Raw genomic sequence first — 23,896 nt, forward strand, 5'->3', positions numbered from 1 at the left:
ACAACCTTATGATATTTGCTAAACACGAACTTGGTTTCAATTTTAATAATGATGAAGCATCTTATAAAACGATTAAAGCTTGTAAAAATTACCCAGAAGATTTTTATTATGAGATTTTTGTACTTGCTAAATCTACTAAAAACAAGCAAATTAGAACCGAATGTGCCAATATCATAAAAAAACAGGCACCAGAAGCTTTACAACTCGCCTTTAAGAGTCGAAAAAAAATAACGTTAGTAGAGGATTCTTCTTCTTTTAACAATAAGCTGATTGCTATATTAGAGTATGGCGTACTCTCAGAAGACTTAGACCTTTGTAAACTATACACACTTGTTTGTAAGCGTTTATCACTTTCCATTAAATATTCAAAAAAAGAAGTGGTTCAACTTTTTATAGACACACCACGTCTTTTAAGTCAGTTTAATGGTATTAAAGAATTAACAATTAGCACCTTTAGACAGAAAGAAGGTTTTAGTAGCGTTGTAAACAACATAACGCAACTTACCTCATTAGAGAAACTAGAACTTGAAATTGATTATAAATACATGCCAGAAGAACTAGAACGATTAGTTAACTTAAAAGAGTTTATACTAGCAGCACCTAATTTGGTATGGGTTCCCGTAGGAATAACCAAGCTAAAATCACTTAAAAAGTTGGAGTTTAGAGGAGGTTTTCCTTTTGGTAATGACGAGCCTAACCCTAACATAGTTAACTTTACTTGGCTTACAGAACTTACCAGTTTAAAGCATTTAAGAATAGGTTCTTTTACGGTACAAGACCTCTCTGCTGTAGAGCTTCCGGCAAGTTTAAAAAAATTAGAGTTTTTTAGGCTAGAAAATATAACCGCTTTACCAGAAACACTTGGTCACTTACCAAAACTAAAAAAATTGAGGCTAAGTGGTATGGAATCGTTAGAACACTTTCCTGCATCCGTTAGTGAATTTAAAAAGTTAGAGGTTTTAGAAGTTACTCATTTATCAAAATTAAAAAAAGTTCCTGCATCTTTTATTTTTGGACCAAATATTAAACGTTTACTAGGTTTGTATACAGAATTTATGCCTTATGGAGTAACACCTGTAACTAAACTAAAAAGAATCGTTTTTACCAACCCAGAGCTTCTTAGTTTTGTATTGGATAACGCCTTGTCTTTTACTAATTTAAAAGAGATAGAAATCACTTGTGAAGCACCACAAAGAAGAAGTCCACATACGTTTTCTGCATTTAAAAAACTTAAAAACCTTAAGTATAAGTTAGCGCATCATTTAGAATGGGTTTTAGAGGATATTCACGAATGTGAAAAGCTAGAGGACGTTTTTATTTATGGTATATATAGTGGAGCTGATGCTGAAATAACGAACGCAGATGTTGTTAATTTCCCTCAAGCATTTTCTAGAGTAAAGCATTTACAAACCTTACGCGTACACAGTGCAAAAGCACTTGTTTTAAATACAGATTATTTACCTATAAATACAGACAGTCTTACCATTACAGATATAAAAGTCATTGAGCCAGGTGTTGAATATTTTGAGGTAAATCATATAAAAGTAGTAGGTACACCTATTACCGCATTGCAAAAATTTTATTCAGTAATACGTGCTAAAAAAATTAAGTTAGACGATGTAAACAGTGTTAAAAATGAGACTTTAGATTTTGATAATTTTAAAGACCCTGAAAGCTTTAAAGATTTTATATTTAATAGTAATGTAAAAGGCTTAGACAAAGCATTAAAAACACTTTGTAATTTACAATCACTAACCATTGATTTTAATAAAGATAATGCCGAACAAAACAATGGTTTAACCGCTTATACGCACCATAATTTAAAAAACTTAACCATTAAAAATTTTAATGGTAACACTAATGTTATTAAGTTATTATTGGAGCATACGCCTAATCTAGAATTTTTAGAAATTTACGAGTGTGTAGGACTTGCAGATTTACCTAAGGTTACTTTAAACAAACTAAAAACACTGAAATTATTTTATAGCGATGATATACAGTCTATAGAGAACTTAACAGTGCCTAACATAGAGCTCATTAAAGTTTTATTCTGTGACAATTTTGGTTACGATGCTATGGTTACGGCATCGCATTGGAAAACGCTTAAATTTCTTTGGTTAGAACACATTAGTAAAGATCTTGAAATCTACCCAGAGACCATTGCAGACTTAAATTTAGACACCTTTTTTATTGATGGATTTTTAACTAAAAGACAAATCCCAAAATGGATAGGAAGAATGAAATCCTTACGAGTTTTAGGTATAGAAAGCTTTAAGTACTCCCCATTACCGGAAGAATTAGCCGAATTAACCCAATTAAAAATAATGAGCATTAGAAGGTGTGATTTTACAGAGCAAGTCTCTGATAAATTTAAGAATTTGAATTTAGAGGATTTAATTTACAGGTATTCAAAATTTAATGGAAACAATATGAAATCCTCTAAATCTTACGCATTAGCTGGAAATAAAATCTTAAAAGAGGATTTTGATAACAGAGATGAAAAATATAACCTGTACTGCTAAAGAAATTAAAGCACAACGTACTGTATCTGAAAAACCTGTTTCCCAAAAAAAAATATACTTTAAAAATTAACGATTACTATGACAAAACTAATAGAAAACCCTGTTTTTAATTTTTTTGAAATTGACAAAACCTATGACGTTATTAAGGCCTTTAAAAACTTTCCAGAAGATTTCTATTATGAAATTTTTGTAATAGCAAAAACAACCTCAGATAAAAAAAAATAGAACAGAATGTGCTAATATTATAAAAAAACAAGCCCCAGAAGCTTTGCAATTAGCCTTTAAAAGCCGAAAAAAAATAACACAAAAAGGAAAGCGCGTCGCTAGAATGATTTCTCTTTTAGAATATGGATTGCTATCTGAAGACTTAGACCTTTTTAAATTACATAACTTAATAACGAGTTGGCCACGAACTGCTAAAAGGAAATTAGAACTATGGTTTTTTCATTCTTCAACAGATTTTTTAGATCGCTTGTTAGAACATCCTCATATATTAAGCCGATTTAACGGTATTAAGAGCTTAAAAATTCATCTAAAAGGACAAGGCAATAAATATGATAGTATCCTTAAAGAAATATCAAAATTAACGTCTTTAGAAGAAATAGATCTAGAAGGTGATTATGAACAACTACCAGAGGATTTTGGTAATTTATTAAATTTAAATAAATTAAAGCTTGTTGCGCCTTGTCTAAAAAGGTTTCCAAGTACAATGTCTCAATTAATAGCCTTAAAAAAATTACGTATTGAAGGCGATTATTTAAGCCTTAGCACTAATGACAATATGAATCTAACTGATTTTAATTGGCTTACAAACCTTACTAAATTAGAAGTATTGAAACTGCGTTTTGTCGGTGTTCAAGATTTGTCTAAAGTTGTGTTTCCAGCAACCTTAAAACAAATAGAATTTTTTTGCTTAGGTGAATTAACAGCATTGCCTAAAGATGTTAGTCATTTAAAGCAACTAAAAGAGTTTCAGGTTTTATCTAAAAGCATAGCTAGCTTACCAAATGGTTTTGAAGATTTACCAAAACTAGAACTTTTTCAACTTAATGCGCCTAAGATAGATTCCATATCGTCTACTTTGTTTTTTGGAGATGCGTCTAGATGTTTTGAAGAAACGCCTAGACCTAAATTAGAAACAAAAATTACATATAGCGAAACTAATATATCACCAATGACGGAAGTTAGTCTGCAAGAATCTATAGAAATAAATTCGCCAAAACTACTTAATTTTGTGTTAGATAATGCGTCGTTTTTTCCTAATTTAAAGACGATAACTGTAGATTGTGAAGCACCAGAAATTCCGCATAAAATAGCATTAGCTGCATTTAAAAATTTAACAACGCTTCATTATAAACTAGAACATAAATTAGATTGGCTTTTTGAAGGAATTGAGCAATGTACAAAACTTAAAAATGTAGAATTATACAGATTTCAAGAGTCAGGTACTAGAGATATAAAATTAGCTGTTAGAATTTTTCCTAATGTGTTTTCAAAAATAAAGCAGTTAGAAAACTTGACGATTAAAAATGCGAGTGCTTTAGTTGTAGACACCGACCATTTACCTAAGCATATTACCAATTTGACTATTTCTGAAATTAAAGGCATAAATGCAGGAACAGCAGAGTTTGATTTGTATAATCTGGAAATTAAAGCCACACCCATTCTTAATTTACAGCAATTTTATGCAATAATTAGCGCTGCTAAATTTAATCTTGGACATAGAAATAATGATGTAAATAATGTATTAGATTTTGAAACTTTTAGACATCCAGAAAAAATTGAATCGTTTGATTTTACGAGTGATGTGAGTCAGTTAGAGAGTTTGTTTAAAAACTTTGTGAATTTAAAAGAGCTTACCATTACGTTTAAAAAAAATAACCCAGAACATAATAATGCATTAACAGCCTTTAATCATCCCAATTTAAAAGTATTAAAAATTGATAGTTATATCGGAACTACCGAAGCTTTAGAACGTTTATTAATTCATACACCAAACCTTGAATTTTTAGATGTATTTGAAGCCAGAGGTTTTGATGTTTTTCCTGCGGTAACATTGCCTCAACTTAAAAAATTAATAATGCAGAGTGTAGCTGTTAAAACCATAGACAACCTTAAAGTTGAAACTATTGAAGCGGTAAAACTGATACATTGTGATCATATTACAGATGAAAGTATAGAAGTGATATCGCGTTGGAACTCTTTAAAACACCTTTGGTTAGAAGGTTTAGATGAAAACGGAAGCGCATATCCTGAAACGATTTCTGAGTTGGATTTAGAAACACTTTTTATCAGTGCACATCATAAAGAAGAAAAAATTCCTATTTGGATTGCCAATCTTAAAAACCTACGCGTATTAGGAATAAACAATTTTAAACAAGTTGTTTTACCTGTAGAATTAGCTTCATTAACACAACTTGAAGTATTAAGTATTAGTGGTTGTGATTTTTTAGAAAAAGTATCCGAAGACTTTAGAAACCTTAACCTACAAAAATTGGTGTATTGGACGTCTAAATTTAATGGTAGCAATATGAAGTCTGAAATCTATGAGCCATTAGAAAATAAATTAGTGTCTCAAAGAGATTTTGATGATATAGATAGCGAAGTACCTTTTAGGATGTAGAGAAAAAAGTAAAAAGAGACAGGTTATCAATATTCAATTATTATAAAAAGTTTTAAAGATGATAACTTCAATAGATTTCTTATTAGTTTAAATAATGTAGAAGAGTGTAATGAATTAGATTCTGTAACTATTGAATATGAACTTTTTAATAAATGAAATATCTTAATTAAATAAAAAAAAGGCCTGAAATTAATTTCAGGCCTTTTAAGTTCTATAAGTTGTTTTCGATAAATGTTTTTAATGCAATATCAGGGAAACAACCAGAGTGATGACCTCCCCAACATGCTGTTAGTGTAAATACACCATCTTCGATTTTTAAAGATTTTTTTTCTTCAGCTCCTTCATTTGGAATACAGTTAACTACTATTGTGTTTATACCTTCTTGAACGGCTTCTTTTCCTAAGTCATCTGCACAAATACTTGTAAGTCCATCTGTTAAACGATGTAAACAAACACTTGGTACAAATTTGATATAGTCTAATTCAAATGTATCCCAGTTAATAGTTATTGGAAGTTCTTTTCCTGCAGCTTCATTAATTTCTTTTTGATAATCCGCTAAGTATTGCTCTTCAACCATGCGTATTGCTTTCTTTTCTTGTAGTCCCATAATTATGTTGTATTTATTATTTGTTTAAAATCTTATGACAAAATTAGAGTATAAGACTTGTTTATTTAAGACCTGATTTTGGGATATAAAAGACTCACTGAATTCAGTGATGATAAATTTGAATGACTCTAAGATCTCAGTCCTATAGAAACGGGATTTAAACAAATAGGCGTAGCAATTCCAATGTGTGTTGTAATAGGGCATATCTTGGGAAGCATCGTTAAATTTGAATATATGCTTTCAAAAAAAGACGCTTCGGATAATTTTGATATTTTTTTTAAGCTATTGTGAAATAACTTCAAAACAAGGTGTTTCAATTAGGTAATTGCAACATTGGTAGTGTTCACTGTAAATATTATAGTGTTATTTGTATATAATAAACAGCTTATAGGTTTCAAATTATAAAACCTTTTTTTTTAAAGATGTGTAATGTTATACACCATAGCATGTATTAGAAATGTAGGCAAGTTCTTTTGGTTCTTAATTTCTATCTAACTATAGTATTCCTAAAATTTTAGACAACAGAAACGTTATTACTCAGTCTTTTTTGTAAACTTAGACCATAAAGAATAGTTCTTAAAGGTATAATGGGAGAATAATAGTCTAACTGTAAAAAAGAAACTTTTTTATTGCTGATTTTAGTTGTCAAACAAACCACTTTCTATACCGTATTTTACTGCTCCAGTTGTAGTTTTAGATCCTGTTTTAAGTAGGATGTTTTTACGATGGGTTTCTACAGTATTAACGGATATGAAAAGTTTTGCAGAGATCTCTTTAGATGTAAGCTCTTGGGAGAGTAGTACTAAAACTTCTTTCTCTCTTTTAGAAAGCTCAATGTCTTTATATTTCTTTCTTTCAAAAACACTCTCCATATATTTGTGTTTTATGGTTTCAGAAAAATATTGTTCGCCGTCAATTACGGTTTTTACTGCTTTTTGTAATTCGGCTTTACTTGTAAATTTAGGAACAAATCCATCTGCTTTTTTTTGAATAACCTTATAAATGGTACGATGATTATCTAGCATACTTAGAATAATCACTTTTGGAGGATTGCTCTTCTTTTTAAGTTCGGTTAACAGCTCTAAACCATCCATTTTTGGCATGTTAATATCGCTAATGACAAGATCTATAGGAAACTGATCTAGGAGGCGCAGGACTTGCTTTCCTTCGGTGGCGATATGTATGGTGTTAATTTCTTCCATCTCTGCTAAAATGGTATTTAGACCTTCTAGAAACATTAAATGGTCGTCTGCTATGATAAGATTTATTTGCTTCATTTTTAATGTTGTTATAACGGGAAATTAATTGTTGTTGATGTCCCATGTTGAGGAGAACTGTCTATAGTAACATCTCCATGTCTTTTTTGTACGCGTTCTTTAATGTTTCGTATTCCTATTCCTGGTTTATTGTTTGTTTTAAAGCCAGAGCCATTATCACTTACTACTAGGTTTAAATACGCCGTATGTTTGTTTAGTTGTACTTCTACTTCTGTAGCATTGGCATGCTTAATAGTATTATTTAGTAGCTCTTGTATTATACGATACGTGTCTGCTAAGAGTACCTCTGGAAGTTCGTCTATAGATTCTTCAGGGTATAAAAAAGTAGTTATGGAAAGGGCGTTGGTATTCTTTATTTGTTCTAAAGCTTCTTTTAAAAAACTGCTAAATCCTATTTTAGAAAAGGGTAGAGGGTGTAATTGATGCGATAGCAATCGGACGTCTTTACACGATTGTTCAATGGCTTGTAGTAACCGTTTTGCTTGTGGGTCTGGTTTTTGTGCTTCTAAGTAATGTTCGAAACCAATTTTAATACTCGCCAAATCACTACCAATGCCATCATGGATTTCTCTTGACAAACGGGAGCGTTCTTCATCTTGTCCGTCTTGATATTTTTCTATGACTGATAGTTTATGGTCTTTAACTAATTGGTTGATTTGTTGTTTTGCATTCTCTTCTTTTTGAAGCGTTAGTTGATGTTGTATTTTTATACGTTGCAGATATAAGTAGCGCAACAATATCAATACGCCTAATAAAATTATAAAGGCAGCAATAAAAATATTACGTACCAAGCGTTGTCTATCCAAATCTAGAGCGGTCTTCTCTAAATTTAAAGCTGTTTTTTCTAATTCGGCTTCACTAAGTTTTTGTTCTTTTTCTAATAGTTTAATTCTGGTTTCCTTTAGTTCTGTTTCATATTGCTCTTGTAGATTGGCAACATAATTTTCTTTATCAACCGAGTTTATATCTTCTGTAACCGAAACTGTTTTTTCGTAATAATATAAAGCCTGTTTGTAATTTTTAATGTCTTTATACAGGTTGGAAAGGTTCTTGTAAAATTTAGAGTTATATTTTGCTAAAGACTTTGATTTTCCTATTTTCAAGGATCTTTCAAAGTAATCAATTGCTTGTGCAGTGTGCCCCAATTTAGAATGGCAAATTCCTAAGTCGTTTAGGACAATAGCCATGTCTGATGTAAATTTTAGTTCTTCTAATAAACCTAAGGTTTCATTAAGTTGCGGAATAGCTTCTTCATAATTACCTTCTTCGACTAGTAATTGTGAAAGGTTAATTTTTACATAGGCTATGGAGGCTTTGTTGCCTTCTTTTATACGGTAGTCTAAGACGGTTTTATAATGTTTATAAGCCTCTTGGTAGCGTCCTTGTTCTTTTAAAATGTTAGCAAAATTGAAAAGCGTAACGAGGACACCGTTATCGTCACCTAATGCTCTATATATTTGTGCAGCTCTATCTAAATTATTTGCTGCCTTTTCATAGTTTTTTTGCAGAATATATAAAGTTGATATGTTCTGATACGCATTTGCCTGTTGTTGTTTGTCATCCGTTTTTTCGGCATAATTAAGGCATAATAAAAAGGCATCCATAGCTTCTGGATATTGTCCTAAATTTTTATAACCCAAAGCTAAAACATTGTAACACGCAGGTAGTCCCAATTCTATATGCTGCGCTTTTAATATGGTGATTGCTTTTGGAGCTTCTTTTACCGTCTGCTTGTAATTTCCGGTAGTGTTACCAATATTAGCTAAAGCATAATGTGCCTGCGCTTCTTTAATGACATCATTTTGTTTTATGCTTAACTCCAACCATTTTTGCACTGCTTTTTGAGCTTTTTTTGGGTTTGTGTTTATCTCTGTTTGATATACAGAGATATAGGCATCAATAGAAGTCGTGTTTAGTTCTTGCGCGTTACTTATTTGGGTTAAGTGTAAGCAAAGAACAATACATAATAAGTATTTGATTTTATTCATATTCAATACAAAAATAGAGATTTTACTTGTCCTTTGCGGTAGGTCATACGATGTAATTATTACTTTCTATTATTTATCTAATAATTTGTGTATGGCGCATTGCTATAAGTTGAACTAAATGTCTGTTTGGTCGTAATTACAAATGTATATTAGATTACCCGTTTTATTATCACTGAATTTAATGATATTTGATTGTTAATAGTCAATGTCGTGTATAAAAGTAGTTTTTTACACCTATTAATATTCTAAAAATACTGTTTTTGAATAAATGAAATTAGTAATACGATGCAAATAACAAGTGTTATTCTGGAGAAGAAAAGAAAATATTTATCTTTTATTTTTTTTCTAAATGTAAAAGAATCTATTAATAAAAAAAGAATAGCACCAAAGAGACCTAAAATTGGTCCAGCATATAAAATGAGGATTATTGAAGTGTCCCATCCAAGTATAGGATAAAAAACTTTAGGTAAACCTATAATTGGTTTTTTTGGTAGAGTTAAAAGATACTGATTAAACATAGAGAACAGAATATTAACTAAAGTCCAAGATATTATCCAAATACTATTTTTCTTCATAATTAACCTTTATAACCAGGGTTTTTGTGCGTTACAAAACTTTTTCTACTTCTCACTATAATTGCTTAATAGTTAAGTTGTTAGGTTTTGTAGTCCAATGAGCCAAACTTAAAATTATTGGTGGTGATAGAAAATTATTTCTGTTACCTAAAAATACTGTTTTTGAATAAATGAAATTAGTAACACGATGCAAATAATAAGTATTATTCTAGAGAAGAAAAGAATATTTTATTAAAAAAAGCAATGCATCTTGTATATCTAAAATAGAACCACCAACAAAAATATGTATACTCGAGCCATATCCCCAAATTGGCCCATAACTATTTGTCGTATTATTAGGAGAGGTTAAAATGTATTGATTTACAATAGAAAATAAAATATTAACTAAAGTCCATGATCGTATATAAACACTATTTATTTAGCATTAAATTTGAAAAGGATTGCTGTTGCATGTGATCCACCTGTTTTAAATATAGTTTCTTTTTCGTGATTTAAATAGGTGGAAGAAAAGAAATGAACACCATTATTGTTAGCAATATTTATAAATACTTATTTTTAACTAGTAAGGCTATAGATGATATCTCCTCCAAATAACATTACAGAACAAACGATTGTATAAATTAAAATGAATAGCAATATTCTAATTAGATAAAAGGTCTTTTTGCTTTGATGGTTTTTTAGTAGAAAATGGTTAACCAATAAAAATATAATTCCTGTTAAAATCCCTGCAGGAGGAGCAATGTAAAACAATCCAAAAACCTCAAAGGTATTGTCTTCAACATATAAATAGAACAAAAAGACAGATAGGATTGTTGATAAAAGTATGAATAGTAAGTACTGCAGTGCTTTTTTCATAATCTATTCTTTATAGCCAGGGTTTTTTCCTGAACTAAAACTGTTTTTTAGCTCTTGTTCCACTTCATCCCATAACTTCGTGTGACTTAAACCGTGAGATACTGTAGCAAAGTGTGCCAAACTTCCAATTACTGGTGGTGCAGGAGGATTCTTTTCTTCATCCTCTCTCTTTTTTTCTTTTGCTTCCAAAATTGTTGCTTCCCAGTTTTGTTTAGTTATGCTATTGATTGCATTTAATTCTGTAGTAAATTCAAGCTTTGCAGCTTCAGTAAATGCGTCAGGTGTTTCTGTGTCTGTCTTGGTTTTTTCCTCTATAGGCTTATCTTGAGGCGCTATTAAATGTGCTTCATATTTTTCTATTAGTTGACTATATTTTGGAAGGTAATCCTTTCTGAATTTCTTAAATTCGTCATCGGCGTCATCTTTAAATATAAGGTCTGCCCACCACAAAATGGTACTCATATCATTTATAGATGCACTAGATATAAGTTGGCTAACTAATCTAATCAGGAATTCTTTTAAATTTCCATCTGCTATACTTTTTTCGGCACCAGATACAAATTGTTCAAACTTTGATTTTAATCCTCTAGAGTGATAAGCGTCTTCATTAGTAATAGGGACATCGGTGACTTTAAATTTACCTTGCACTTGCTCAGTTGGATCCCATGTTGTGTTATCAATAGTATCTGTAACACCTGATTGCTCAGAAAATATTCGTTCTAATAGCCCTAAAAGATAAGCGTCTTCAAGCCCTTTGTCAATAAATAGAATTTTATTAATGACTCTCAAAGGTGCTTCCATATGTAAATCAGACATTAAATCTACAGTTTCGAATGTGTCACTAAAACTATTAGAAATGCTGTCTGCTGCTTTGCCTAAATTATCCTTAAATTTTCCCCAAAGCCCCTCTTCTTCGCTACTACTATTAATATTCTCTATTGTTTGCTGGTATTCAGTAACTCTAGTGTTTAAATTAGTTTGCGCAATTGGTATCCAGGCTTTTAATTCAGTTAAAAGTTGGTTTATTTCTGCTTTCTCGGAGCTTAGTTTTTTTAGCTTAGGGTTATTAACCATATTAATAATCAAATCTAAAATCTGATTAACATTATCTAATAGTAACGATACTCTTTCCCAAATTAAAACACCTTGAGTAGAATCGCTAATAATTGAAGTTGCTGAGGTTATTGGTGCAAATACACCAGAAGATAATATTAGTCCAATTCTTTGTTTTGCCTTATCAAATTCAAAACTATTAAAACCTGCGATTAGATTTTCTAAATTATCTAAAGAAAAATCGGCAACAAATCGTTGTGTAATGTCATAGTCATTATGGACATTTATGATTTGACAGTCTTTATGTAATTTAGAGTGATTTAATTGATGTTTTTCTCTAAAAAAAGGTGTCGATAGATAAGTAATACTTTTTATTTCCCATAATTTAGGAAAGCGACTATCTGTAGTAATTAACTCTGTAAATTGATTGATAACGTTACCGCCATGAGAATGGCCTATTAAATGCAAATGCGTTTCTTTATTTTTAAATTTAGGATACTCTCTAGTAAATAAATCTAATAATCTATCGGCTGCTTTATTTCTTTCATCTTCGCTATTATCTCCACTCCAACTAAAAAAATCGGCTTCAATATTTAAGTCGTGAAATTGAGGTTTTAGTTTTTTAACATTACCCCAAAGATTATCCTTGCTATCTTTCCAATAGTTATGATTTGCTTGATGTTTTAATGCGGCTATATTTACAGGGTCTTGCGTTCCAGCGACAAACATGATGATATCTGTAGGACTAACAACGACAACTTCTAAGGTTTTAGTAACCCCGTCTTCAAATTCTAATTTAAAAGTATTTACAGCCATTTTATTGTTGATTAATTACGTCTAATTCTATTTGTTCTAAATCACTATTGATAGTGTAATTACTTAATTTGTCATTTTCAAGAATTTGACCACCGTATTTAAAATCGTGAGTTTTATCATTTAAATGAATCGTAATACGATCTCCAATACGATTTTTGGTTTCTATATTTAAGATGATTTTTTCACCTGTTTTATATTCGTCAAGCTCATTACCTTCAGTGTCTGTTACAAAGTAACGCGTGACTTCTTTTTCTTCTTCTTGTCTTGTGGTTTCTTCAATCTCTATAAATGGATTGTTTGGATTCCAAGGTTCTTGGTGGATTACACCTTTCATTTTCATGATTCCCCAACCAATAGAGATATTTATATGTAATGGTAGACTATCTATGGCATTAAAAGATTCAGTTAAATTTAATATTTGAGCATTAGCAAATTCCATTTTAAACAAGGTGCTTATACCATCACGTTTATAAAATACAATTTCTCCTTCACATTGACTGGTTTGCGAAAACATACTTTCGTAAAAAAAACTATCATCTATTGTAGACTCTATTGCAAACTCTAATTTATGGCCAACAGCCTTAGTTATAGGTCGTCCGTTAACATCTGCGATCCTAGAATATACTTGGTTGACATTTAGGATATTCCTAACTTCATCTTCAATAAATAACTTAGCCAAAAAACTCATAAATTATACTTTTGAATAAATGTACAAAAAAAGAGTGTTTATAATTTAATCTTTATATTAAATTATTCAAGGTGAGAAAGTAAACAGTGTCGGCTTCCTCAAATTAGAACTGTTTAGTTTCTTATAAAGTCTTAATCTATTGTTGTAATTAGTTTGTTCATTATTTGAAAATAAAAGAAAATAATAGATTGATGAGAAAAAATCATTATCTCTATTTTTTCCTTTTAATTCATTTTCAAATTCTTCAAATAATAGATTTCTCAAAGGAATTTTGGTTTTAGATACATAGGGCAACATTAGCACTGCTATATCTCCATTCTTATAATTATAAGAATCTGCAATTCTTAAGTTAGATTTAGTGGTATCTAAAATTTTTTCAATTAAACAAGGTTTTATTGATTCTCCTTTTTCTAATATTTTTTTGAATACCGAATTTCCAGTTGTTCCCCAATTATCATCAGGAAAAGATATATAAGATATACTATCAAGTATTTTAAATTTTTTTTGACAATCTACATGTTTTATGTTCTTACTTGTATTGCAAGAAAATGTAGCTAAAAAAAAGAAATAAATTAATATTTTAATTTTGCTCATTGTTTTAAACGTTATAATGGAAATTTTTTCATGTAATCCATTGCTTTTAATTTTACAGTATTTTTATTATTAGCCGCAATATTGGCTGGTAACATTTCTCCATCAGAAAATACAACATTCCCATTTACGTCTGTTTTAAAGACGGAACCTGCGCTTACTCCTTTTCCTACTAGTGCATAAACATTCCCCTTTCCAATCTTTTCTTAAAATTTTTGAGCAAAAGATTTTTTTGGATCTTTCATAGGTGGAATTCTATGAACTTGGCTTTCATTCTGAGCTATGTGAACTCCTTTAGGGCTTAATTGGCCTCCGATATTACAACGCTCAAAGTAAACTGAATATTTTCTGTTTTCACGCCTTTTATTAAAATGGGCTAATACATCTTGGTGATTTTTTTAGCATACACCTTAATTTTATCAATATTTTCTTTACTAAGTTCCCACTCGTTGGTTACTTCATGCTCCACCTTAAAATACCCGCAAAACACATTCTCATAATCACCACTATTGAAAGTGTCATCTTCGTCATCATTTGCTAAAAACCTCGAATAAAAAGCAGTGCTTTTTTTTTAGTAATTTCTATTTCTAAATCTATTTTAGTATCAAGAGTAAGTTTTAGTTTATTACTAAATTCGGTTTGGGTCTTTAATTTAAAAGGGAATCGTTAATAAAATATGACTTTTTTAATTGTTCTTTATGATTCTATTTCCCTTAAAAAAAATCTCATTGTCTTTTCCCATAGTTACATCCCATTCAGACTTGTTCTTTCCTACTAAAATAGTTTTAAAACTTTTATAATCCACGTTTTCTAGTTTTTGTCCATGCCAAAATATTTCCTTTCCAATTCTTAAATAAGGTCCACCTAAAAGCTTGTGGTCATTTTTGTCACCAGCAATAAATAATTTTGGAGACATTGAAAATTCATCGGAATAAATGTAAATGTAATTTTTATCCAGATAATAGTTTTCAACTGGGTTTTCTAAGTAGTGCTGATTTAGTACTTCTTTTTTATATTCTTCTGTTTTGTTGAGAGATTCAAATGAAGGGAAATCAATAATATTTGCTACATTATTCTTTTTTCCGTTGATATCAATTATATTAAAAAAATCTTATAGAATCTTTATAATTTGGAGAGTAACTAGGTAGTCTAATAAAGGCTTTCTGATTTGTGTCTATTCCTATTAAAATAGAGGGTTTAAAGTCTGTTGTTTTTTTTTAAGTTTGTTGCTTTTTATAACCTAAAAAACTACAAAATAGAATGCTAATGATGAAAATTATTTTCGTTGTATTTTCCATAAAATTGTTTTTGTTGAATCCCATGATTTATGCTTATTGTTTGCAAAATGACTTGCATATCTATATTAAACAGGTATTACCAAAAGTCTAGCTAGTTTTTTTTTATTTTTTATATCTTGATTTAGGTCACTTAACAGTCCTTTGGAAGTGGTAGGTCCGTGCTGATCATAAGCTGTATATTTAGCTTGTTTTGAGTAGTTGTCTATAACTAATAAAAGTGTGTGAAATCCTTTTGTAACTGTAAAGTAGTAAATAGCCTCGTTATTACATTCCTAATTGGTCTTTAAATTCTTTTGTTAGATAAGGTTTTAATGCTTCAATATTAAATTCTACAAAGCCTGGTTGAAAAAAACGTCTATAAACACCACCTTGTCCATTGTAATGAAACTTTAATTGCTTTGCTTTTGTAATGGTAGAATCATAAACTATTTCAAAATTGTTTAAATCCTGTAATTTAAAAGGTGTTCTAGTTTCTATATGTGACTTGTATCTATTATACTCATCAAGTTCTTCCTGATCATCTTTATTCAATTCAGTTAGATACCCTTCTATTTCCGAAACATAGTTATCATTGTAGAATCCTAAAATAGTTTCTGCATTATTGAACATCTTTTGATATGTTAAACGTTCTCCGTTTACTAAATTAAAAACGGCGTATTTAAAGTATTCGTCAGGGTTATAAAAACTATTGTATTTATATTCTATTGATAAAAAAGAGGTAGTCTTTAAAAGAATTTTATATGATTCAGGAATGTATTTACAATAATAAGAATCGTTAACATCTAGGCATTCTCTATAAAATATTTTTTTTTGAGATAAACGGTCTTCTGGTAAATATGAAGTTAAAGAATCATTCATAGAAATTCTATGTAATTCATTAGTTAGTTTTTCTGCTACTTTTTTATTGGAAGAAATCACTTTTATTTCTTCTAATACAGCATAACCTCTATTAAAGCCTTTTTTATCAAGAACAGTGTCTTTAATAAATTTGATATCTATTTTATTTGTTTCATGTTTTTTTTGAGTAGAACAAGAAGTTAAGCTTATTAGAACTGAAGCTAAAAACAAGAAAAATATAAACTTGCTAATTTTAGTTTGTTTTTGTATCATCTTTTTTGTCTGTTTCTGCTTTGTCAGCTTCATTAATTTCTTCTAGTTTATTTTTAGCCTCATCATCTTTGTCTTTCCATTTCTCAAAATAAGCTTTTGATGTCTTCTTTTGCTTGTCAGTTCCATTATCATAAATATCGGTATGATGCCTTACAATATCAATAGCATCTTTTTTTCTTGCATTATTGTAATAGCCTTCTCGTGTTGTTAAATTATCAGTGTCTCTTGAATTTACAGCTTTTGAAACAGAATTTATATCGTCATTTTCTGCATGTTCTACAGCGTATTTACTACTGTATTGTGTGCCTCCATTCCAAAACCACAAAGCGGATTGTACAGCATAAATTGGTTCAGCCACTTTAACATAGTTCCCTTTTTTTACATCTTGAGGATTTCCTGTGTCCTCATTTTTTGCAAAATCAATTTTTCCAGATGTATCATCCGGAAATGTTACACTATTTCTATATTTAGTAAAGTCTTCATAATTAGCAACTCCTGTTAATTGTTTTAAACCTCTTCCTTTATATTTCCAACCATCTCTTGATAGTTCATCTCCATTACCTAAACGTCTTATATCTCCAGTATAGGGTGCATACATTCTCGATAAAAGCGGAATAGGAAAATGAGAGTGGTTTTTAAGGTATATTTTAAATTTAATTACTTCTGTTTCAGTGCCATCCTCTTTTTTCTTTTTCTCTTTAACTTCTTTTAAAAGTTCTTCCCCTTGCTGATAATTAGTGTAAAGTTTTTTATCAACTACTTTAACTTTATTATCTAAAAGTAATTTTTTTATTTCATCATTAGTCTTTGTTAGCACCTTGTCTTTATCGTCTTTAATAGCAAATATTTTGGTTAAATGCTCTTTAAGAGATTTACCCATAGTTTCATCAAATTCAATAGCAGTGTTGTTAAAAACTCCTGGTAAACTAACGAGTTTTCCAGTAGCTTTATTTTTTCTCCTGTAATTCCATCTTTCGTATTCTTGAAGAGAATTAAATTTATCACTTTCATGCGTAACTTGTGCTAGAAAATGGGCTTTTTTAAGGCATGTGTCTAAGCCAAAATCTTTTCTATATTTATTAATAAAAGGTAAAACTTTATTAATATTAGTAATTTGGTTTGAGCCTACTGTTTCTTCGATAGTCTTTTTAATTTGGTCTAATGTTATTTCATCAGCACAATATTTACATACATGGTCGTCCACAATTTCAATACTTATCGATTTTGTAGTACCATCTTCAAACGCTATTTTAAAAGTGTTTATTCCCATCTATTTTTAGTTTTGTTGAGCTATTACCTCTAATTCAATTTGTTCAAGATCGTTAGTAATAGTATAATCGGTTATAGTGTCGTTAGGTAATATTTGACCATTGTATTTAAAATCGTGAGACTTGTCTTCTAGAGAAATTGTTATAGTATCGCCAATTCTATTTAAAGTTTCTATGTTAAGTATTATAGTGTCTCCCAAATTATATGTTTCAAGTTCTTCACCGTTGGTGTCAGATATATAATAACGAGTGACTTCTTTTTCCTCCTCTTCTCGAGTCGTCTCTTCAATCTCTATAAATGGATTGTTTGGATTCCAAGGTTCTTGGTGGATTACACCTTTCATTTTCATGATTCCCCAACCAATAGAGATATTTATATGTAATGGTAGACTATCTATGGCATTAAAAGATTCAGTTAAATTTAATATTTGAGCATTAGCAAATTCCATTTTAAACAAGGTGCTTATACCATCACGTTTATAAAACACAATTTCTCCTTCACATTGACTGGTTTGCGAAAACATACTTTCGTAAAAAAAACTATCATCTATTGTAGACTCTATTGCAAACTCTAATTTATGGCCAATAGCCTTAGTTATAGGTCGTCCGTTAACATCTGCGATCCTCGAATATACTTGGTTGACATTTAGGATATTCCTAACTTCATCTTCAATAAATAACTTAGCCAAAAAGCTCATAAATTACATTTTTGAATAAATGTACAATAAAAGAGGTTTTACCTACAAGTTCAATGGAAGAAAACATAAACAAAAGTCAATAAAAATACTAAAACCATTATTTAACAGTACCTTTGCATCATATTAAAAGAGGTAACCTAACTAAATAGTGTTTATCTCGATAAACGGTATTTATGTCATTTCAATCTTTAGGCCTATCTGAAGCCTTACTAAAAGCAATTAGTAAAAAAGGATACACTACACCAAGTCCAATTCAACAAAAAGCCATCCCTCCAGTATTGGAAGGGCATGACGTATTGGCTTCGGCACAAACAGGAACAGGTAAAACAGCAGGTTTTACATTACCGCTGTTACATATCTTATCGGAAAACCCGAAGGAAAAGTACAGACCTATACGTGCGTTAATTTTAACACCAACACGAGAGTTGGCTGCACAAGTGTATGCTAACGTAAAAGAGTATAGCGAGTTTTTAAACTTGCGTAGTGCTGTAATTTTTGGAGGTGTTAATCAAAAACCACAAGCAGCTACTATCCGTCAGGGTATTGATGTATTAGTGGCTACGCCAGGACGTTTGATAGATTTAGAAAGTCAAGGTTTATTGTCTTTAAAACGTGTCGAGATTTTTGTTTTAGATGAAGCAGACCGTATGTTAGATATGGGGTTTTTACGTGATATAGAACGTGTAATGAAACTAATGCCAGACAAGCGTCAAAATTTAATGTTCTCTGCAACTTTTTCTAAAGAGATTAGAAAATTAGCAAACGGGATTTTAAATCATCCGGTGCAAGTTGAAGCAACACCAGAAAACACCACAGTTGAAGCTATTACCCAAAAAGTATTTAGAGTAGCCAAAGCTAAAAAAACAGATTTAATTATCAAGTTAATTACGGATGGTAATTGGAAGCAAGTATTGGTTTTTAACCGTACTAAGCATGGTGCGAATAAATTAGTGGAAAAAATGATTAAAGCAGGCATTAAAGCTGCTGCAATCCATGGAAATAAAAGTCAAGGGGCACGTACAAAAGCTTTAGCAGGTTTTAAAAGTGGAAGTATTAGTGTGTTAGTCGCAACAGATATTGCTGCACGTGGTTTGGACATCCCTTTATTACCTCACGTTATTAATTTTGAAATTCCAAATATTTCTGAAGATTATGTACACCGTATTGGTCGTACCGGTCGTGCAGGAGCTAATGGTGAAGCGATAAGTTTAGTAAGTGCAGACGAGACTACTTTTTTACGTGACATTCAAAAATTAATTGGTATGAAATTGCCTGTAGAAATAATGGAAGGTTTTGAACCAGATCCAAACGCTTCTACAGCGCCAATTAAACCAGGACAGAATAGAAGACAACAACCTAGAAATGATAAGCCTAAAGGCGAAAAGACCAAATCTAAGGGGAATTCGTCATCAAATTCTGGTGGTCGTAATAGAACTAAGTCTAAAAGTAGAAATAACGATAGTAGACGCTAATTGTTTTATGACACTTACTTTAAAAGATAAAATCATAGATATTTGCAATAAAAAAATTGCTCAAAAAGGAGACTCCGTTGGAGTCTCTTTTTATGCTTTTTTTAAAAATAAAAATGATGATCCAGAATTGCTAATGGAAGCTGCTACTTGGTGGATACAAACTCATAAATTGGATCATTTTGAGAAAGCGTTAAAAATTAAAAGTTTAATAGAAAATATCTAGTGGAAACACAAAAAAATAATCCTTTACACGGTATAAAACTAGAACAAATCATAACGGATTTAGAATCGCATTATGGTTGGGAATACATGGGGCATGTTATAAAAATTAAATGTTTTACCGATACCCCTTCAATTAAATCTAGTTTAAAATTCTTACGCCGTACACCTTGGGCTAGAACGAAGGTAGAGCATATGTATTTACAGTATTTGAAGAAAAATAAGTAAGCTTATTGCATAGGTGTTTCTGATAAGAATTTAGCAGAATTCACGCCTTTTTTTCTATCTAAGTACCGTCTTAATACACCTCCCTTAACGTTGTTTACGTCAAACTCGACAATAAAAGCATCTTCGTCTATATTGGATATAATACGATACATTTTTTTTATGTCGATACGATTTATAATGGTGTGTATAATATCTATATCCTCAGTTTCTCCTTGGTTTATAAAACCTCTTTTTCCTTTGTAAATAGTCATGCCTGCACCAAGCTCTTTAATGATTTCGACTTTTATTTTGTCAAAATCTTTAGACACAATAGATACGCCTATAAAATCTTCAAATCCTTCAATAACCATATCTGTGACTTTAGCAGTTACAATATAAGTAAGGATAGAATACATGGCTATTTCTTTAGAAATCACAAAAGCGGTGATAGTAAATAGAATAATATTAAATAGTAGGATCACTTTACCAATACTTATCCCAAAACGGTCATTTATAAAGACGCCTAATATTTCTGATCCATCTAAAACGCATCCATTTCTGATAGCGATTCCAATACCAGAGCCTAAGAATAATCCACCAAATATGGAGATAAGAAACTTGTCTTCTGTTATAACTCCAAAGTTTTCAAAGTGAATAAATAATGCTAGACCCAAAATACTGATAACAGATTTTAGGATAATCCGTTTTGATACTGTAAAATAGCCAATGATTAAAAAAGGAATACTTATTAGGACTAGGAGTAACGAAATATTTATATGTACTAATCTGTTTATTAATAAGGCAATACCAGTAACACCGCCGTCTAAGAATCCATTTGGAAGTAAAAAGGCTTTTAAACCAATACTTGCTAAGACAATTCCAATTGCAATTTGTGCGTATTCTGATAGGGATTTTATGACTTTACTTCTTTTTGAATCCATGCTTTAGTTTGATAATTGTCTTAAACCTTCAAAAACAACAATACCGACAGAGTTGGCAAGGTTTAAACTTCTAATATGTTCGCTATATAACGGTATTTTGTAAAGTGAATTTGAATGTGTTGTGAGTAATGTTTTGTCTAAACCAACAGACTCTTTTCCAAAGACTAAAAATTGATTGTCTTTAAAAGGAATGTCCCAATGTGATTGTGTCCCATGACTAGAAAAGAAAGCAAAATTCTCATTTTTATTGATGTTAAAAAAATCTTCTTTCGATTCGTATATAATCACATCTAAATGTTGCCAATAATCTAATCCAGCACGTTTTAAACGCTTATCGCTAAGTTCGAAGCCAAAAGGTTTTACTAAGTGTAATCTGGATCCAGAAGCTAAAGCTAAACGTCCAATATTACCTGTGTTATTAGGGATCTCTGGTTCTATTAATACAATATTAAGCATGTCTGGTTTTTAATTTTATAGTTAATTTAATGATTGTAAAAGCGATTAGATATGAACTAGCACATATCGTAAATAGCATAATTTCATTTTCTTGAAAAAGAGGAAATATGTTTTTTGGATCACCTTTTAGTTTTTTCCAGTTTAATAGGAGTGTTGATGTTAATCCCAAAGTTACAAGTAAATACACATAAATGGATCTTATTTTCTTGTTATAACGCTCGATAGATCGTAAAAATATAAGTAAAAGTAGACTAGGGATATTTATAATCATAAATAGGAGCATTATTAATAAATAGCCTTTTAAATAATTAAAAATATAAGCATAAATAAAGGTGAATATATTAATATATATAATCGTAAATAGGACTATAGCCCAATCTTTGTTCAAATTATAGTGCTTTTTTAGAAGTCAATTTTACAATTATCACTCTAATTAAAAGCACCCAAGGTAAACCATGCAGTAACACATCAAACCAATCTTTAGGTTGCATGCCTGTTGCTCCTCCAGCGATCCATTTTAACTTACCCCATAGATGAGGTTCTGGAAAAAAAGGAGCTAAGCCTAAGGTTAAACATAGTAATAGAATTAGTCGGAAGTCGTTAAGTAGTTTCATAAAAAAAATGCCTATTCAAATATAATGAATAGGCATGTAATAACTAAGCTAAATCGGTTTAGCTATTTGTTTTATTTTGTTGTTTTTTGATGGTTTCACTATCGATGTCAAAATCGTTAGTTTCCATTTTAGTGTTTGCTGTAGGGTTAGTTGGATTAGTTTGTCTAACTGTTGTTTTAAATTTCTTTCTATCTTTTATCATTCCCATAATTTATATTTTTTTAGTTCGTAATAAAGATAATAATTAGGTGTCTGTTTATGTCATAAGAGGTAGTTAAACTAATGTCACTAGTTGTTAAACTCTCTTAAAGGATTATTTAAGATTCATTTTCATTTCGATCATCCTATTTTTAAATCCTTTTTTTTCATAGGCTTTGATCGCTGAGGTATTATCGCTATATACTTCTAATCTAGTTTCAGAAATATTTAGACTAATGGACCATTGTTTTAATTGCTCAATTATATTTTGAATTATACCTTGACCTCTAAATTTTGTGTCGACATACATAAAGCCCATATACGTGTACTCTGTAATTTTATGATAAGGCTTTGCTTTTACAATTTTTGCATAGCCTGAAGCGATAAGTGTATTGTCAATTGTAGCAACGATAAATTTAGCGTCTTTTGATTGTATTAAAAAGTCAAGATCGTAATATGTACAGTCGTCTTTTAAAATGCTGTCAAAAGGACGCTCGTAGGCAATAAGTTGTTGTTCGAATTGTAATAGCACAGGTTTGTCCTCTAATGTTGCTTCTCTAAACGTGATCGTTGCCATAGCTGTTGCTTTTTAATGTAATATAGTGTCTGTAAAGGCTTTTATATTGGCGTTACCGTTGTTGGTTAAGTGTTTTATAAAAGCACTTCCAATAATAGCTCCTTTTGCATATTGCGTTGCTTGTGTAAATGTTTCATTATCAGAAATACCAAAACCTATAATTTGTGGGTTATTTAGCTTCATGTCTGCAATACGTTTAAAGTAATCTGTTTGTGCTGTTCCAAAACCAGAATTACCTCCTGTCACACTAGCGCTACTTACCATGTAAATAAATCCGTTAGATATCGAGTCTATAAAATTGATGCGCTCCACACTAGTCTGTGGGGTAATTAAAAAGACATTTATTAAACCGTACTTCTCAAATGTTGCTTTGTATTGGTCATTATAAACATCTACCGGTAAATCCGGAATTATTAATCCGTCAATACCTGTCTCTTGACATTTTTTGCAAAATGCTTCCACACCATATTGTAACATCGGGTTAAAATACCCCATGATTATTAATGGAATAGATACTGTTTGTCGGATGTCTTTTAATTGATTGAATAACGTATCTGTTGTCATTCCGTTTTTTAATGCTTGTGTAGAACTAGCTTGTATAGTTGGTCCATCTGCTAAGGGGTCACTAAATGGTAATCCAATTTCAATCATATCTACGCCATTTTTTTCAAGGTTTTGAATGATGGAAACGGTGTCGTTTAAACTTGGGTAACCTGCAGAGAAGTATATGCTTAATAGCTTTTTGTCTTCTTTTAGTTTTTGATTTATTCTGTTCATTTTTAAATGAATTTATTTTAGTGTTATTAACTGAAACGGGTCAGTATGACGTTGTGTTTGTTGTTTTCTTTTCCTGTGTGATACTGAAACGAGTTCAGTATGACGTTGTTGTTGTTGTTGTTGTTGTTGTTGTTGTTGTTGTTGTTGTTGTTGTTGTTGTTGTTGTTGTTGTTGTTGTTGTTGTTGTTGTTGTTGTTGTTGTTGTTGTTGTTGTTGTTGTTGTTGTTGTTGTTGTTGTTGTTGTTGTTGTTGTTGTTGTTGTTGTTGTTGTTGTTGTTGTTGTTGTTGTTGTTGTTGTTGTGCCGTTACGTCAATCTGAACTTGTTTCAGATTCACATTATTTGTAATGTCGCAAGAATCGGATTCTTTTCTAGTGTGATGCTGAAACGAGTTCAGCATGACGTTGCGATTGTATGTTATTCTTTATGTGTGATACTGAAACGAATTCAGTATGACGTGGTGATTG

The 23,896-nt window shown here is 30.7% G+C and carries 25 protein-coding genes; 7 read left to right on the forward strand and 18 right to left on the reverse strand.

The window, feature by feature from the left end:
• Positions 1-8: 8 nt before the first annotated feature.
• The 3 genes from E9099_RS10440 (at position 9) to E9099_RS10445 (ending at position 5,145) form a co-directional block, all read left to right on the forward strand.
• Entirely contained in the window at positions 9-2,522 is a 2,514-nt protein-coding gene (locus tag E9099_RS10440) for a leucine-rich repeat domain-containing protein (protein WP_136583566.1), read from the forward strand.
• A 78-nt stretch (positions 2,523-2,600) separates the two neighbouring features.
• A complete protein-coding gene (locus tag E9099_RS19205; protein WP_168800738.1) occupies positions 2,601-2,747 on the forward strand; it encodes a hypothetical protein in 147 nt (48 codons plus the stop codon).
• A 43-nt stretch (positions 2,748-2,790) separates the two neighbouring features.
• Entirely contained in the window at positions 2,791-5,145 is a 2,355-nt protein-coding gene (locus E9099_RS10445) for a hypothetical protein (protein WP_205960996.1), read from the forward strand.
• A 211-nt stretch (positions 5,146-5,356) separates the two neighbouring features.
• Here E9099_RS10445 and E9099_RS10450 read toward each other — a convergent pair whose 3' ends face one another.
• From E9099_RS10450 to tssD (E9099_RS10500), 11 genes are all read right to left on the reverse strand, one after another.
• On the reverse strand, positions 5,357-5,752 hold the full coding sequence (locus E9099_RS10450; RefSeq protein WP_136583568.1) for a hypothetical protein: 396 nt from the start codon (positions 5,750-5,752) through the stop codon (positions 5,357-5,359).
• 638 nt (positions 5,753-6,390) lie between these two features.
• Positions 6,391-7,029: a response regulator gene (locus E9099_RS10455; RefSeq protein WP_136583569.1), complete on the reverse strand. Its 639-nt coding sequence runs from the start codon at positions 7,027-7,029 to the stop codon at positions 6,391-6,393.
• Positions 7,030-7,040: 11 nt separating this feature from the next.
• Complete coding sequence (locus E9099_RS10460; protein ID WP_240788883.1) at positions 7,041-9,017, reverse strand: tetratricopeptide repeat protein; 1,977 nt, start codon at positions 9,015-9,017, stop codon at positions 7,041-7,043.
• Positions 9,018-10,147: 1,130 nt separating this feature from the next.
• Positions 10,148-10,447, reverse strand: a complete 300-nt coding sequence (locus E9099_RS10465) for a hypothetical protein (RefSeq protein WP_136583570.1) — start codon at positions 10,445-10,447, stop codon at positions 10,148-10,150.
• 3 nt (positions 10,448-10,450) lie between these two features.
• The gene (locus E9099_RS10470) at positions 10,451-12,316 is read right to left on the reverse strand and encodes a hypothetical protein (RefSeq protein ID WP_136583571.1); all 1,866 of its coding nucleotides are present in this window, start codon (positions 12,314-12,316) and stop codon (positions 10,451-10,453) included.
• Position 12,317: 1 nt separating this feature from the next.
• Positions 12,318-13,004: a type VI secretion system tube protein TssD gene (gene tssD, locus E9099_RS10475; protein ID WP_136583572.1), complete on the reverse strand. Its 687-nt coding sequence runs from the start codon at positions 13,002-13,004 to the stop codon at positions 12,318-12,320.
• Between the two features lie 66 nt (positions 13,005-13,070).
• Positions 13,071-13,598, reverse strand: coding sequence for a hypothetical protein (locus E9099_RS10480; protein ID WP_136583573.1), 528 nt, complete (start codon positions 13,596-13,598; stop codon positions 13,071-13,073).
• A gap of 682 nt (positions 13,599-14,280) precedes the next feature.
• Positions 14,281-14,511, reverse strand: a complete 231-nt coding sequence (locus E9099_RS19755) for a hypothetical protein (protein WP_410523968.1) — start codon at positions 14,509-14,511, stop codon at positions 14,281-14,283.
• Between the two features lie 646 nt (positions 14,512-15,157).
• Positions 15,158-16,003 (reverse strand): hypothetical protein, encoded by an 846-nt coding sequence (locus E9099_RS10490; protein WP_136583575.1) that lies wholly within the window; start codon positions 16,001-16,003, stop codon positions 15,158-15,160.
• The gene (locus E9099_RS10495) at positions 15,984-17,273 is read right to left on the reverse strand and encodes a hypothetical protein (RefSeq protein WP_136583576.1); all 1,290 of its coding nucleotides are present in this window, start codon (positions 17,271-17,273) and stop codon (positions 15,984-15,986) included. The genes E9099_RS10490 and E9099_RS10495 overlap by 20 nt, the downstream gene beginning before the upstream one ends.
• 6 nt (positions 17,274-17,279) lie before the next feature.
• Entirely contained in the window at positions 17,280-17,969 is a 690-nt protein-coding gene (gene tssD, locus E9099_RS10500) for a type VI secretion system tube protein TssD (RefSeq protein ID WP_136583577.1), read from the reverse strand.
• 173 nt (positions 17,970-18,142) lie between these two features.
• Here tssD (E9099_RS10500) and E9099_RS10505 point away from each other — a divergent pair, with 173 nt between their 5' ends.
• From E9099_RS10505 to E9099_RS10515, 3 genes are read left to right on the forward strand one after another with little or no spacing between them, the layout of a single operon-like run.
• Positions 18,143-19,441: a DEAD/DEAH box helicase gene (locus E9099_RS10505; RefSeq protein WP_136583578.1), complete on the forward strand. Its 1,299-nt coding sequence runs from the start codon at positions 18,143-18,145 to the stop codon at positions 19,439-19,441.
• Positions 19,442-19,448: 7 nt separating this feature from the next.
• Positions 19,449-19,664, forward strand: coding sequence for a DUF6500 family protein (locus tag E9099_RS10510; RefSeq protein ID WP_136583579.1), 216 nt, complete (start codon positions 19,449-19,451; stop codon positions 19,662-19,664).
• A complete protein-coding gene (locus tag E9099_RS10515; RefSeq protein WP_136583580.1) occupies positions 19,664-19,888 on the forward strand; it encodes a VF530 family DNA-binding protein in 225 nt (74 codons plus the stop codon). The genes E9099_RS10510 and E9099_RS10515 overlap by 1 nt, the downstream gene beginning before the upstream one ends.
• Positions 19,889-19,890: 2 nt before the next feature.
• Here the strand turns inward: E9099_RS10515 and E9099_RS10520 are convergent, their stop codons facing one another.
• The 7 genes from E9099_RS10520 to trpA form a co-directional block, all read right to left on the reverse strand.
• Complete coding sequence (locus E9099_RS10520; RefSeq protein WP_136583581.1) at positions 19,891-20,808, reverse strand: YitT family protein; 918 nt, start codon at positions 20,806-20,808, stop codon at positions 19,891-19,893.
• A 3-nt stretch (positions 20,809-20,811) separates the two neighbouring features.
• The gene (locus tag E9099_RS10525) at positions 20,812-21,264 is read right to left on the reverse strand and encodes a tRNA (cytidine(34)-2'-O)-methyltransferase (protein WP_136583582.1); all 453 of its coding nucleotides are present in this window, start codon (positions 21,262-21,264) and stop codon (positions 20,812-20,814) included.
• Positions 21,257-21,535 (reverse strand): hypothetical protein, encoded by a 279-nt coding sequence (locus E9099_RS10530; protein ID WP_136583583.1) that lies wholly within the window; start codon positions 21,533-21,535, stop codon positions 21,257-21,259. Before E9099_RS10530 ends, E9099_RS10525 begins: the two co-directional genes overlap by 8 nt.
• Positions 21,536-21,653: 118 nt before the next feature.
• A complete protein-coding gene (locus tag E9099_RS10535; protein ID WP_136583584.1) occupies positions 21,654-21,878 on the reverse strand; it encodes a hypothetical protein in 225 nt (74 codons plus the stop codon).
• Between the two features lie 58 nt (positions 21,879-21,936).
• On the reverse strand, positions 21,937-22,086 hold the full coding sequence (locus E9099_RS19210; protein WP_168800740.1) for a hypothetical protein: 150 nt from the start codon (positions 22,084-22,086) through the stop codon (positions 21,937-21,939).
• A 105-nt stretch (positions 22,087-22,191) separates the two neighbouring features.
• Positions 22,192-22,653 (reverse strand): GNAT family N-acetyltransferase, encoded by a 462-nt coding sequence (locus E9099_RS10540; RefSeq protein WP_136583585.1) that lies wholly within the window; start codon positions 22,651-22,653, stop codon positions 22,192-22,194.
• A 12-nt stretch (positions 22,654-22,665) separates the two neighbouring features.
• A complete protein-coding gene (trpA, locus tag E9099_RS10545) occupies positions 22,666-23,430 on the reverse strand; it encodes a tryptophan synthase subunit alpha (protein ID WP_136583586.1) in 765 nt (254 codons plus the stop codon).
• 77 nt (positions 23,431-23,507) lie between these two features.
• On the opposite strand from trpA, the gene E9099_RS19215 reads away from it, so the two are divergent.
• On the forward strand, positions 23,508-23,777 hold the full coding sequence (locus E9099_RS19215; RefSeq protein WP_205960997.1) for a hypothetical protein: 270 nt from the start codon (positions 23,508-23,510) through the stop codon (positions 23,775-23,777).
• The last annotated feature ends 119 nt before the right edge of the window (positions 23,778-23,896 follow it).

The organism is Psychroserpens sp. NJDZ02, assembly GCF_004843725.1.
Classification (GTDB): Bacteria; Bacteroidota; Bacteroidia; order Flavobacteriales; family Flavobacteriaceae; genus Olleya.

What these genes read in the sequence shown, in the direction of transcription:
- tssD (WP_136583572.1), bottom strand. Translation starts at nt 13,004, where the DNA reads ATGAGTTTTTTGGCTAAGTTATTTATTGAAGATGAAGTTAGGAATATC.
- E9099_RS10510 (WP_136583579.1), top strand. Translation starts at nt 19,449, where the DNA reads ATGACACTTACTTTAAAAGATAAAATCATAGATATTTGCAATAAAAAA.
- E9099_RS10440 (WP_136583566.1), top strand. Translation starts at nt 9, where the DNA reads ATGATATTTGCTAAACACGAACTTGGTTTCAATTTTAATAATGATGAA.
- E9099_RS10470 (WP_136583571.1), bottom strand. Translation starts at nt 12,316, where the DNA reads ATGGCTGTAAATACTTTTAAATTAGAATTTGAAGACGGGGTTACTAAA.
- E9099_RS10465 (WP_136583570.1), bottom strand. Translation starts at nt 10,447, where the DNA reads ATGAAAAAAGCACTGCAGTACTTACTATTCATACTTTTATCAACAATC.
- E9099_RS10480 (WP_136583573.1), bottom strand. Translation starts at nt 13,598, where the DNA reads ATGAGCAAAATTAAAATATTAATTTATTTCTTTTTTTTAGCTACATTT.
- E9099_RS10525 (WP_136583582.1), bottom strand. Translation starts at nt 21,264, where the DNA reads ATGCTTAATATTGTATTAATAGAACCAGAGATCCCTAATAACACAGGT.
- E9099_RS10450 (WP_136583568.1), bottom strand. Translation starts at nt 5,752, where the DNA reads ATGGGACTACAAGAAAAGAAAGCAATACGCATGGTTGAAGAGCAATAC.
- E9099_RS10540 (WP_136583585.1), bottom strand. Translation starts at nt 22,653, where the DNA reads ATGGCAACGATCACGTTTAGAGAAGCAACATTAGAGGACAAACCTGTG.
- E9099_RS10505 (WP_136583578.1), top strand. Translation starts at nt 18,143, where the DNA reads ATGTCATTTCAATCTTTAGGCCTATCTGAAGCCTTACTAAAAGCAATT.
- E9099_RS10530 (WP_136583583.1), bottom strand. Translation starts at nt 21,535, where the DNA reads ATGATTATAAATATCCCTAGTCTACTTTTACTTATATTTTTACGATCT.
- E9099_RS10495 (WP_136583576.1), bottom strand. Translation starts at nt 17,273, where the DNA reads ATGGGAATAAACACTTTTAAAATAGCGTTTGAAGATGGTACTACAAAA.
- E9099_RS10535 (WP_136583584.1), bottom strand. Translation starts at nt 21,878, where the DNA reads ATGAAACTACTTAACGACTTCCGACTAATTCTATTACTATGTTTAACC.
- tssD (WP_136583577.1), bottom strand. Translation starts at nt 17,969, where the DNA reads ATGAGCTTTTTGGCTAAGTTATTTATTGAAGATGAAGTTAGGAATATC.
- E9099_RS10490 (WP_136583575.1), bottom strand. Translation starts at nt 16,003, where the DNA reads ATGATACAAAAACAAACTAAAATTAGCAAGTTTATATTTTTCTTGTTT.
- E9099_RS10460 (WP_240788883.1), bottom strand. Translation starts at nt 9,017, where the DNA reads ATGAATAAAATCAAATACTTATTATGTATTGTTCTTTGCTTACACTTA.
- E9099_RS10455 (WP_136583569.1), bottom strand. Translation starts at nt 7,029, where the DNA reads ATGAAGCAAATAAATCTTATCATAGCAGACGACCATTTAATGTTTCTA.
- E9099_RS10520 (WP_136583581.1), bottom strand. Translation starts at nt 20,808, where the DNA reads ATGGATTCAAAAAGAAGTAAAGTCATAAAATCCCTATCAGAATACGCA.
- E9099_RS19755 (WP_410523968.1), bottom strand. Translation starts at nt 14,511, where the DNA reads ATGTCTCCAAAATTATTTATTGCTGGTGACAAAAATGACCACAAGCTT.
- trpA (WP_136583586.1), bottom strand. Translation starts at nt 23,430, where the DNA reads ATGAACAGAATAAATCAAAAACTAAAAGAAGACAAAAAGCTATTAAGC.
- E9099_RS19205 (WP_168800738.1), top strand. Translation starts at nt 2,601, where the DNA reads ATGACAAAACTAATAGAAAACCCTGTTTTTAATTTTTTTGAAATTGAC.
- E9099_RS19210 (WP_168800740.1), bottom strand. Translation starts at nt 22,086, where the DNA reads ATGGGAATGATAAAAGATAGAAAGAAATTTAAAACAACAGTTAGACAA.